Source organism: Fusobacterium mortiferum ATCC 9817 (assembly GCF_000158195.2).
Taxonomy (GTDB): domain Bacteria; phylum Fusobacteriota; class Fusobacteriia; order Fusobacteriales; family Fusobacteriaceae; genus Fusobacterium_A; species Fusobacterium_A mortiferum.
Genome location: NZ_GL987993.1, coordinates 273,756 through 284,705, shown reverse-complemented (window position 1 = coordinate 284,705; position 10,950 = coordinate 273,756). Strand labels below are relative to the sequence as shown.

The window sequence follows — 10,950 nt, the reverse complement described above, 5'->3', positions numbered from 1 at the left end:
TTTCCAAATGTTGTCCCAGACTGCAGGGCAAGTTCTTTACGCGTTACTCACCCGTCCGCCACCATCACCCGAAGGATCAAGTAGACTTGCATGTGTTAAGCATTCTGTCAGCGTTCATCCTGAGCCAGGATCAAACTCTTCGTTCAATCTATATAACTCAGTAAAATTTACTGATTGTTTTACACCAATTTATTGTTGTGTTTGCATTAATTGTCTTTCTCTATTCTGTTGCTAATGTCCTTTTATTATTAGTTGTTTGTCACGCTTTCTCACGGACAAGATATATATTATCATATATATTAAATTTCGTCAATAGTTTTTTTATATTTTTTAAAAAAATTATGGTATAATATTTTTAGTAGATTTTTATAAGGAAGTGATATATTGAAAAAAGTTTTTCTAAAAAAAGATAGAGAAAAATTATGGTTAAGTGGACACCCTTGGATATATTCTGGAGCTATTGATAAAATAGAACAAAATGTTATTCCAGGTAGTGTTGTAGAAGTTTTTAATTATAAAGACGAATTTATTGGATACGGACATTATAATAAAAATTCTAAAATAACAGTTCGTATGCTTGAACATAATAAAAATAAATCTATTGACTTAAATTGGTATAATGATAAAATTAAACAATCTTTTACTTTAAGAAATTCACTTAATATTGAAAGTAATGCTTTTAGACTAATTCATAGTGAATCTGATTTTTTACCTGGTTTAATTGTAGACTATTTTAATGAATATGTTGTCATTCAAATTTCAACTCTAGGTATGGAAAAAGATAAAGATTTGATCATCCAAGCTTTGATTAATAATATTCCTAATCTAAAAGGAATATATGAGAAAAGTGAAAGTGATGGTAGAAAATTAGAAGGACTTCCTGAAAAAATTCAAGTTTTATGGGGAGAAATTCCAGATACAATAGAAATATTTGAAGGAAAGGCAAATTTTATTATAGATTTAAAAGGGCAAAAAACAGGATTTTATTCTGATCAAAGAGAAAATAGAATTTTAATTGGAAAACTAGCAAAAGGAAAAAGCTTTTTAGATGTTTGTAGTTATACTGGTGGTTTCTCACTTCATGCTATGAGTAATGGAGCTAATTCTGCAACTTTAATTGACATAAGTGAAGATGCTTTAAATGTTGCAAAAAAAAATTTAAAGAATTATAATAATATAGAATTTATCAAAGGGAATATTTTTAATATTTTAAGAGATTTAGTAAAAGAAAATAGAAAATGGGATATTGTCAGCTTAGATCCTCCTAAATTAGCTCCAAGTAAGAGAGATTTAGATAAAGCTTTAAAAGCCTATAAAGATATTATTTTAAATGGAATAAAATTAACTAATAAAGGTGGATTACTTGCTATATATAGTTGTAGTGGAGCAGTTACTAGTAATGACCTTAGAATGGCTCTTGCTTATGCTGTTAAAGATGCAGGTGTAAAAGCTACTATTATTCACCAACTTCACCAAAGTTCTTGCCATCCTATTTCGGTTTCTGTTCCTGAAACAGAGTATCTAAAAGGATTTCTAGTTAGAATAATATAACTAAGGAGGTATAAATTTTATACCTCCTTAGTTGTCAATTTTTTTCCTCTTCTTCTATACAACTTTTCATCTCATCTGCTTCAATATATTTTATATTTAGTCCTATTTTTTTAAAGTTTTCTATATTCTCATAAGAACGTATACCTTTTTTTAATATTTCACGAAGCTTTTCTAAAATTTGTCTAGGTGTTCCTTTAGGTACAACAAATGCTCTTGTTGAACCAAATATTACATCATAACCTTTTTCCTTTAATGTAGGAATATCTCCTATTCTCTCTAATCTCTCTTCTGTAAAAGAAGCTAATATTTGAAATTTTCTATTAACATCTCCTACTTCACTTATTTTTACTATTGCTGCATCTATATAGCCTTTTTCTAGAGCTTCTAAAATATCACTACTACTGCTAAATGGAGTATGTATAAACTCTATTCCAGCTTCATTTTCTAACATTATTCCACCTAGATGATTTGACATCCCTATCCCATTATTTCCTAATGTTATTTTTCTCGGATTTTTCTTTGCTTCAAGTATAAACTCCTCTAAATTTTTCCACTTACTATTTAGATTTACAATTAAGACTCCTGAATCATAAATATAATTTGCTATTATTTCCATATCATCTTTTGAATATTCAATTTTTTTTGTAGAGAAAGACTTAAAAAATTAGGAAAGTTTATAACTCCTATTGTATATCCATCTGGCTTCGCACCCAATATAGTACTATAGCCTATTCCTCCATTTTTACCAGGTATATTTTTTATATTAAATGAAATTGGAAAAGATTTTTGAATTTTCTTTAATAGTAATCGTGTTCCTATATCTGTACCTCCACCTTCTTTATATGCTATTATTACATCAATAGTATTTTGAGGATAATTTTCTATCTTTTTATTTTTTACTACTATAACAAAAGAAATCAATATAATAATCACTATTAAAACCTTTAACTTTGTTTTTGTCATATCCCCACCTCTATTTATAATAAGGGAAACTCTAAAACTATTTTAGTTCCAAGTCCTACTTCACTCTCTATATTTATTTTTCCATTTATACTATATACCATATTTTTCACTATGGCTAATCCTAGTCCATTTCCTTCTATTTTTCTATTTCTTGATTTATCCACTCTATAGAATCTTCTAAAAATATTCTCTAATTCTTCTTTAGGAATTCCTATCCCTTCATCTTTTATAGTAATAGATAAATACTCTCCTTTAATATATCCTATTAATTCTATTTTACTATCATTATTACTATATTTTATCGAATTATCAATTAAATTTCCAATAACAGTTCTAAACCATTCATTAGATAATTTTGTTTTTATTTCCTTGTCATCAGCTTTTATCTCTATTTCTATTTTTTTTCTTTCTGCTATATTAAAAAAACTTTTTCTAATCTCTTCAAGTAATAACTTCAAATTAAGTATTTTTTCTTCACTGTTTTCAGCTAAAATTTTTTCTGCTCTAGACAAATGTAATAAATTATCTGTTAATAAAGCTAGCCTTTTTACTTCCTTCTCCATTATTTCAACAAAATGATTTAATTGTTTTTCATCTTTTATATGTCCTAATTTTATAGTTTCTATAAATCCACTTATTATAGTTATTGGTGTCTTTAATTCGTGTGAAGCATTTGAGACAAACTCTCTTCTCAAACTTTCTGTCTTTTCTATAGCTGTTATATCTTCAATGACTAATAATACCTGCAACTCCTTTTCATAAATGAAGTCTAATTTTAGCTTATATACCTTGTCTTTACATATTATTTTTTCTTCTTTCCTATCTTTATTTTTTATTTTATTCTCTATTATTTTTCTAAACTCAATAAAATTCTCTTGATAAAAAATATTCTTTTTTTCCTCTTTCAAAAAAAATTCTTTTTCAGCATATTTATTAATTAGTATTATATCCCCATCAATATCTGTTACAATTATTGCTGCTTGTAAATTATCAACTATATTTTGCAAATTTTTAGCTTTTTCTTCAACTATATTTAATAATGACTCTATTTTTTCACTCATAAAATTAAAAGTTCTTCCTAATTCTTCAATTTCATCTCCAGAAGATATAAAAATTCTCTCTCTAAAATTACCTAAAGCTACTTTTCTAGCAATTTTTGTTAAACTTAAAATAGGTGTTATTATTCTTGTTATAGATATTAAAGATAAAATAAAAGAAATTACTCCAGCTATAACTATTCCTAATAATATAGTTATTATTATATTTTTTTGAAAATCTTTTAAAAATTTTAATTCTTTAGAAAAAACTAATCTAATCTTTTTTCCATTTAAATTAAATACTTCAGTATATATTTCTAATACTTCTACATCTTTACTTAATGATTTTACTATTTTATAGTAAGGAAAATTTCCATTTTTCTCCTTTATATTATATTTTTTCCCATTACTTTCTAAGATTATACTATTATCTTGTGAATCTGCAACTGGGATTCCTTCTTCATTTACAAATGTTACTCTATATTCGGATTTATTTTCTAGAACCTGTGCTAATCTATATAATGGGGTTTCAATTTCAGTCCTTCTACTAAAATACATATTAATTAGATTAACTTGGGATAGCCCCATTTTTACTTCCATTTCAATATAGTTATCTTTTACTCTTTTATTAACAATCAAACCTATTGATAAAGAAATTATAAAAATTAATAAAAAACATACAGTTAAAAACTTTTTTCTCATTCATTCTCCAATTTTATTCTAAAGGTACCATATAACCAATTCCTCTAATAGTTTCTAAATAAGAATTATTTTTATCTCCTAATTTTATCCTTAATTTTCTTATATGAACATCTAAAGATCTACTATTGTTATTATCAAATTTCCATACTTGTTCAATTATATTTTCTCTTAATAATACTTCTCCTTTATGAAGTAATAAAAAACTAAATAATTTAAATTCTTTAGTTGTCAAATTTAATTTTATTTCTCCTTTATATATCTCTCCTTTTTTTAAATCTACTTTTAAATCTTTATAATATATTATCTCTTCTTTAATATTTTCTTTTTTTTCATCTATTTTTTTCATTACTTCTACAGTATTATCGTATTCAAAATCTACTCTTCTAAATATAGCTTTTATTCTTGCTAATAATTCTCTTAAACTAAAAGGTTTAGTTATGTAATCATCAGCTCCTATCTCTAAACACAAAATTTTATCTATCTCATCAGATTTGGCACTCAATATCAATAATTTTATTTTATTAAATTTAGGATTTCTTCTTATTCTTTTACATATCTCTATTCCATCTATTTCTGGTAACATTAAATCTAAAAGAATTAAATCAGGATTTGTTTTTTCAATTATTTCTAAAACATCTTTTCCAGTGTCATAAGCATAAGTATCATAACCAGAAAATTCTAAATTTATTTTTAAAAGCTCTAAAATATGTTCTTCATCATCTATTACTAAAATTTTCTTTTTCATATTCAACTCCATTTTTATTATTATTATAACATATTTTAACTAATAAAAAATTAATAAAAATAAAAATTTCCTATTAAAATTTCTTTATTTTTTTGTTCTTATGTGTTATAATAAATTTCTAATAATTAACATAATTAATATAATTAATATTTTTAATCTGAAAAAAGGGTGGTGATATAATGAATTCCTCTATCACAGAATTATCACTTCATATTATTATTCTTCGTATATTTCTTTCAACAATAATTGGAGGAATAATTGGTTATGAAAGAGGAAGTAATAATCAAGCTGCTGGGTTTAGAACCCATATTTTAGTTTGTCTTGGAGCAACTCTAATTTCTCTTATTCAAGAACAACTAAAAATTAATCTATTAAACTATGCAATAGAAAATCCTTTAAGCTCTCAGGTTTTAAAAACAGATTTAGGTCGTTTAGGGGCTCAAGTAATTAGTGGAATAGGATTTCTTGGAGCTGGAACAATCCTTAGAGAAGAAAAAACAATAGCAGGACTAACTACAGCTGCTTCAGTTTGGGTTACAGGGTGCATAGGACTTGGAATAGGATGGGGATTTTATAGATTAACAATTATTACAGGAATTGTTGTTTTAATTGTTTTAATAACTTTAAAAAAAATTGAAGTTATTTATAAAACTATTATTATTACTTATACAGAAGATAATAATATAGAAGATGATATTAAAAATACTTTTGATTTTTTTCTACATCATAATATTAAAGTAAAAAAATTTAAAAAAGAAAAAAATTCTAAAAAAATTATATATACTCTTATTCTGCCTAAAAATTTAAATAGAATAAAAGCTATTAGTGAATTAACAAAATTTTCTAATATTTCTGAAATACAAAACTTCTAGAATTTTATCCTTTTATCTTTAGGAGGAAATATGTTAAAAAAATTTACAAATTTTTGTGTTAAACTTGTGGATAAATATTTACCTGACCCTTTTCTTTTTGCTATAATACTCACTTTTGTAGTATATGTAGCAGCTATTGTTTTTACTCATCAAACACCTTTAGAAATTCTTAAAGCTTGGGGAAATTTTTCTGATGGATTTTGGAATCTTTTAAAATTTTCTATGCAAACAGGTTGTATTGTTGTTTTTGGTTCAACTCTTGCTAAAACTCAGATTTTTAATAAATTAGTAAATAGAATTGTAAAATATGCAACTAATAATAAAAGAGCTATTGTTTTAACAGTAACATTTTCTGCTATTTTTAGTTGGCTAAACTATGGACTTGGTCTTATAGCTGGAGCTCTTTTAGCTAAAGCTATTGCTAAAAAGTTAAAAACTATTGATTATAGATTATTAATAGCTTCTGCATATTCTGGTTATATTATTTGGCACCAAGGACTATCGGGTTCCATTCCTCTTACTATCTCTACAGGTTTTGATATTGCAGGAAAAACTATAAAATCTGATATCACTTCAACTATTTTTCATCCAGTTAATATTATTACTGCTATTGTTTGTATTGGTACTATGTGTATTATAAATATAGCTATGCTTCCTAATGAAAAAGATGCAGTAATAGTTGATAGCAGTGTTCTTGGAGAAGAATATCGTCCTAAAAAATATAAAATTAAAACTCCTGCAGATAGGATAGAGCATAGTAAAATTCTCTGGCTTTTAACTTGTTTATTAGGATGGGCATATATATTTTATTATTTCGGTAACTATATAGCCGAAGGAAAAAGTATTTTAAATGGATTAGGTAGAGATTCTGTAAATATGATATTACTTTTCTTAGGAATTCTCTTACATGGAAATTTAAAAAATTATTTAGATGCTCTTAAAGATTCTGTTTCTTCTATTGTTGGAGTTATTTTACAATATCCTTTCTATGCAGGGATTATGGCAATTATGACTTGCACAAATGCTGAAGGAATTAGTTTAGCAAGTTTAATATCTAATTTCTTTGTAAATATTTCAAATCAATATACATTCCCAGTATTTACATTCTTTTCTGCTGGAATTGTTAATTTCTTTGTTCCATCTGGTGGAGGTCAGTGGAGTGTTCAAGCACCTATTGTTATGAATGCTGCAGAATATCTAAAAGTTCCAACTAATATTGCTGCAATGGCTATCGCTTGGGGAGACCAATGGACTAATATGATTCAACCATTTTGGGCTTTACCTGCATTAGCCGTAGCTAATTTAAAAGCTAAAGATATTATGGGATTTATGTGTATCATTACAATAGCTAGTGGTATTGTTTTTGCAATTGGAATTTATCTTTGGGCAAAGCTTTATAGTTAAATAAAAAATTAACACCCATTATCTTAATAATAAGATTTTGGGTGTTTTTAATTTAGCTAATAATAAATAAAAAAGCTTGGCAAGTTCCTATCCTCCCAGGAGGCTTCCCTCCAAGTACTTTCAGCGTTTACGGGCTTAACTTCCAGGTTCGGAATGTTTCTGGGTGTACCCCCGTAGCTCTTCTCACCAAGCATTATTAACTTCTTTTAATGTAGCACAGATTTCTTTCACTCATCTGTGTCTCATTTAATATAATCGTAACTTTGTTACTCTTTATTTAATGGAACATTCAAAACTATATAGTAATATCAGGTAACGCTGATTCCTTTCAGTCATCTGCGTCTAAATAATCATAGTCGTAACTTCGTTACTTCTTGATTATTTGAAGGTTAAAACTTCGACTTATTAGTATTGGTCAGCTAAAGGCCTCACAGCCCTTACACCCCCAACCTATCTACCTCCTAGGCTCGAAGGAGTCTTAAAGAATACTTATCTTGAAGTCAGTTTCCCGCTTAGATGCTTTCAGCGGTTATCTGTTCCAAACGTGACTACCCAGCTGTGCCACTGGCGTGACAACTGGTACATCAGAGGTTTGTCCATCCCGGTCCTCTCGTACTAAGGACAGATCTTCTCAATATTCTAACGCCTACAGTGGATAGGGACCGAACTGTCTCACGACGTTCTGAACCCAGCTCACGTACCGCTTTAATGGGCGAACAGCCCAACCCTTGGGACCTTCTCCAGCCCCAGGATGCGATGAGCCGACATCGAGGTGCCAAACCCTACCGTCGATATGGACTCTCGGGTAGGATCAGCCTGTTATCCCCAGGGTAGCTTTTATCCGTTGAGCGACGATCCTTCCATTCGGAATCGCCGGATCACTATGTCCTGCTTTCGCACCTGCTCGACCCGTCAGTCTCGCAGTCAAGCTCTCTTATGCCATTGCACTCTGCGGTTGATTTCCATCCAACCTGAGAGAACCTTTGAACGCCTCCGTTACTCTTTCGGAGGCGACCGCCCCAGTCAAACTGCCCACCTAGCACTGTCTCCGTGGCTCCAAACCACAGATTAGAATTTCAACATTGAATGGTTGGTATTCCACCGACAACTCCGATATAGCTAGCGCCATACCATCATAGTTTCCCAACTATCCTATACATGCAATGCCAAAACCCAATACCAAGCTACAGTAAAGCTCCATGGGGTCTTTCCGTCCTACTGTAGGTAACCGGTATCTTCACCGGTAATACAATTTCACCAGGCCTCCCGTCAAGACAGCGCTCAAATCATTACACCATTCGTGCAGGTCGGAACTTACCCGACAAGGAATTTCGCTACCTTAGGACCGTTATAGTTACGGCCGCCGTTCACCGGGGCTTCAATTCGGAGCTCTCACTCCTCCTCTTAACCTTCCGGCACTGGGCAGGTGTCAGCCCATATACATCGCCTTACAGCTTAGCATAGACCTGTGTTTTTGTTAAACAGTTGCTTGAGCCTCTTCACTGCGACCCCCAAGCGCTTAACATCGCGTGTATGCTCACACTCAGGGGCACCCCTTCTCCCGAAGTTACGGGGCAATTTTGCAGAGTTCCTTAACGAGAGTTAGCCTGTCCGCCTTAGATTTCTCATCCTGACCACCTGTGTCGGTTTCGGGTACGGGCAGTCATACCTTAACGTTAGAAGCTTTTCTCGGCAGCGTGGGATTTGTACATTCATCTTACGACTATATATCACACCTCAAATCTAACTTGACGGATTTACCTATCAAGTCATTCTACATGCTTTTACGGAAACTACCGTTCTTCCGCGTACATACCCTTCTACGTCCCTCCATCACAAAATATGACTGGCACAGAAATATTAATCTGTTTTCCATTCGCCTACGCACTATAGCCTCGGCTTAGGTCCCGGCTTACTCAGGGAAGACAAGCTTTACCCTGAAAACCTTGGTCTTCCGGCGGGGAGGATTCTCGCCTCCCTTCTCGCTACTTATTCCTGCATTCTCACTTCTGATACCTCCAGAGTTGCTTACGCTTCTCCTTCAACGGCCTACAGAACGCTCTCCTACCAATTGCTTGCGCAATTCCACAGCTTCGGTTCATAACTTAGCCCCGTTACATTGTCGGCGCAGAGACTCTCGACCAGTGAGCTATTACGCACTCTTTAAAGGTATGGCTGCTTCTAAGCCAACCTCCTGGTTGTTTATGAATCTCCACCTCCTTTCCCACTTAGTTATGATTAGGGACCTTAGCTGGTGGTCTGGGTTGTTTCCCTTTTGACAATGGAAGTTAATTCCCATAGTCTCACTCCTGAGCTCTTGAATTATGGTATTCGGAGTTTGATTGGATTCAGTAAGCAATGCGCCCCCTAGTCCATTCAGTGCTCTACCCCCATAATTAAACACTCAAGGCTGCACCTAAATGCATTTCGGAGAGAACGAGCTATCTCCTAGTTCGATTGGCTTTTCACCCCTAAACCTACCTCATCTCCCAACTTTTCAACGGCGGTGAGTTCGGGCCTCCACTGTGTCTTACCACAGCTTCACCCTGGACAGGCTTAGATCACCAGGTTTCGCGTCTACGCCCAGCGACTAAAATCGCCCTGTTCAGACTCGGTTTCCCTTCGGCTCCGTTAAACTTAACCTTGCCACTGAACGTAACTCGCAGGATCATTCTCCAAAAGGCACGCCATCACCCTTGCGGGCTCTGACCGCTTGTAAGCACATAGTTTCAGGTTCTATTTCACTCCCCTCCCGGGGTTCTTTTCACCTTTCCCTCACGGTACTATACGCTATCGGTTAGTAAGAGTATTTAGCCTTACGAGATATGGTCCTCGCAGATTCACACAGAATTCCTCGTGTTCCATGTTACTTGGGAGAGAACGGACAAGTTAATGAGTTTACCTGTACAGGATTATCACCTTCTACGATCTAGCTTTCCAACTAGTTCCAGTTCAGTCATTAACATTGTTGAGTACGTTGCAGTTCCTCGTGGTTCTTCCCACAACCCCGCATAAACAACGGCTGCATCCTTGGCATTTATGCGGTTTGGGCTCATCCCCGTTCGCTCGCCGCTACTTGGGGAATCGTTTTTACTTTCTTTTCCTCGCGTTACTTAGATGTTTCAGTTCACGCGGTACCCTCTTTCGTGCTAAGTCTTCAACTTAGCGGATTGCTCCATTCGGAAATCTCAGGATCAACGTTCGATTGCAACTACCCTGAGCTTATCGCAGCTTACCACGTCCTTCATCGGCTCTTACTACCTAGGCATTCCCTATGTGCCCTTAATTATTTTAACCTTTAGTTTTTAAATATTGATTGACAGCTAACTCTATTAAAAAATTAGAGTTAAATTGTATTATCTGATTTACTATATAGTTTCCAATGTCCATTAGATAATGTAAGAACATTATCAATAGAATAGAGAAAGTATTGCTCCTTAGAAAGGAGGTGATCCATCCGCACGTTCCCGTACGGATACCTTGTTACGACTTCACCCCAATCGCTAATCACACCCTCGGAGCATCCCTCCTTGCGGTTAGGCCTGCTACTTCAGGTGCAACCAACTCTCGTGGTGTGACGGGCGGTGTGTACAAGACCCGAGAACGTATTCACCGCAACATAGCTGATTTGCGATTACTAGCGATTCCAACTTCATGTACTCGAGTTGCAGAGTAC

General features: G+C 32.7%; 7 protein-coding genes, 3 rRNA genes and 1 other annotated feature. Of the genes, 3 read left to right on the top strand and 7 right to left on the bottom strand.

All coding sequences use genetic code 11. The features are described 5' to 3' along the window. Nucleotides 1-146 (bottom strand): 16S ribosomal RNA (locus tag FMAG_RS09650); the annotation flags it as partial. A 238-nt stretch (nucleotides 147-384) separates the two neighbouring features. Between FMAG_RS09650 and FMAG_RS09645 the strand changes: the two genes are divergently transcribed. Continuing rightward, nucleotides 385-1,551: a class I SAM-dependent rRNA methyltransferase gene (locus tag FMAG_RS09645; RefSeq protein WP_005886257.1), complete on the top strand. Its 1,167-nt coding sequence runs from the start codon at nucleotides 385-387 to the stop codon at nucleotides 1,549-1,551. Nucleotides 1,552-1,585: 34 nt separating this feature from the next. On the opposite strand, the gene FMAG_RS13405 is transcribed toward FMAG_RS09645, so the two are convergent. Genes FMAG_RS13405 through FMAG_RS09630 form a run of 4 tightly spaced genes read right to left on the bottom strand, consistent with a single transcriptional unit; the run spans nucleotide 1,586 to nucleotide 4,998 of the window. After that, on the bottom strand, nucleotides 1,586-2,167 hold the full coding sequence (locus tag FMAG_RS13405) for a tripartite tricarboxylate transporter substrate-binding protein (RefSeq protein ID WP_050795449.1): 582 nt from the start codon (nucleotides 2,165-2,167) through the stop codon (nucleotides 1,586-1,588). Beyond that, the gene (locus tag FMAG_RS13400) at nucleotides 2,158-2,514 is read right to left on the bottom strand and encodes a type 2 periplasmic-binding domain-containing protein (RefSeq protein WP_050795448.1); all 357 of its coding nucleotides are present in this window, start codon (nucleotides 2,512-2,514) and stop codon (nucleotides 2,158-2,160) included. Before FMAG_RS13400 ends, FMAG_RS13405 begins: the two co-directional genes overlap by 10 nt. 14 nt (nucleotides 2,515-2,528) lie before the next feature. Then, nucleotides 2,529-4,253, bottom strand: a complete 1,725-nt coding sequence (locus FMAG_RS09635) for a HAMP domain-containing sensor histidine kinase (RefSeq protein WP_005886255.1) — start codon at nucleotides 4,251-4,253, stop codon at nucleotides 2,529-2,531. Nucleotides 4,254-4,266: 13 nt separating this feature from the next. Beyond that, entirely contained in the window at nucleotides 4,267-4,998 is a 732-nt protein-coding gene (locus FMAG_RS09630) for a response regulator transcription factor (protein WP_005886253.1), read from the bottom strand. A gap of 179 nt (nucleotides 4,999-5,177) precedes the next feature. Between FMAG_RS09630 and FMAG_RS09625 the strand changes: the two genes are divergently transcribed. Together FMAG_RS09625 and FMAG_RS09620 are read left to right on the top strand one after the other, a co-directional pair. Continuing rightward, entirely contained in the window at nucleotides 5,178-5,870 is a 693-nt protein-coding gene (locus tag FMAG_RS09625) for an MgtC/SapB family protein (RefSeq protein WP_005886251.1), read from the top strand. 30 nt (nucleotides 5,871-5,900) lie between these two features. Beyond that, nucleotides 5,901-7,274 carry a short-chain fatty acid transporter gene (locus FMAG_RS09620; RefSeq protein WP_005886250.1) on the top strand — a complete coding sequence of 458 codons (1,374 nt, stop codon included), beginning with the start codon at nucleotides 5,901-5,903 and terminating at the stop codon, nucleotides 7,272-7,274. A 74-nt stretch (nucleotides 7,275-7,348) separates the two neighbouring features. Here FMAG_RS09620 and rrf read toward each other — a convergent pair. Beyond that, nucleotides 7,349-7,465: ribosomal RNA gene (gene rrf, locus FMAG_RS09615) — 5S ribosomal RNA — on the bottom strand. Nucleotides 7,466-7,659: 194 nt separating this feature from the next. Continuing rightward, a 23S ribosomal RNA gene (locus tag FMAG_RS09610) occupies nucleotides 7,660-10,571 on the bottom strand. A 157-nt stretch (nucleotides 10,572-10,728) separates the two neighbouring features. Then, nucleotides 10,729-10,861, bottom strand: a sequence feature (16S ribosomal RNA rRNA prediction is too short). Nucleotides 10,862-10,950 lie beyond the last annotated feature (89 nt).

Bases quoted from the DNA above. Each gene is read 5' to 3' on its own strand.
- FMAG_RS09620 (WP_005886250.1), top strand. From the start codon at position 5,901: ATGTTAAAAAAATTTACAAATTTTTGTGTTAAACTTGTGGATAAATAT.
- FMAG_RS09625 (WP_005886251.1), top strand. From the start codon at position 5,178: ATGAATTCCTCTATCACAGAATTATCACTTCATATTATTATTCTTCGT.
- FMAG_RS09630 (WP_005886253.1), bottom strand. From the start codon at position 4,998: ATGAAAAAGAAAATTTTAGTAATAGATGATGAAGAACATATTTTAGAG.
- FMAG_RS13405 (WP_050795449.1), bottom strand. From the start codon at position 2,167: ATGGAAATAATAGCAAATTATATTTATGATTCAGGAGTCTTAATTGTA.
- FMAG_RS09635 (WP_005886255.1), bottom strand. From the start codon at position 4,253: ATGAGAAAAAAGTTTTTAACTGTATGTTTTTTATTAATTTTTATAATT.
- FMAG_RS13400 (WP_050795448.1), bottom strand. From the start codon at position 2,514: ATGACAAAAACAAAGTTAAAGGTTTTAATAGTGATTATTATATTGATT.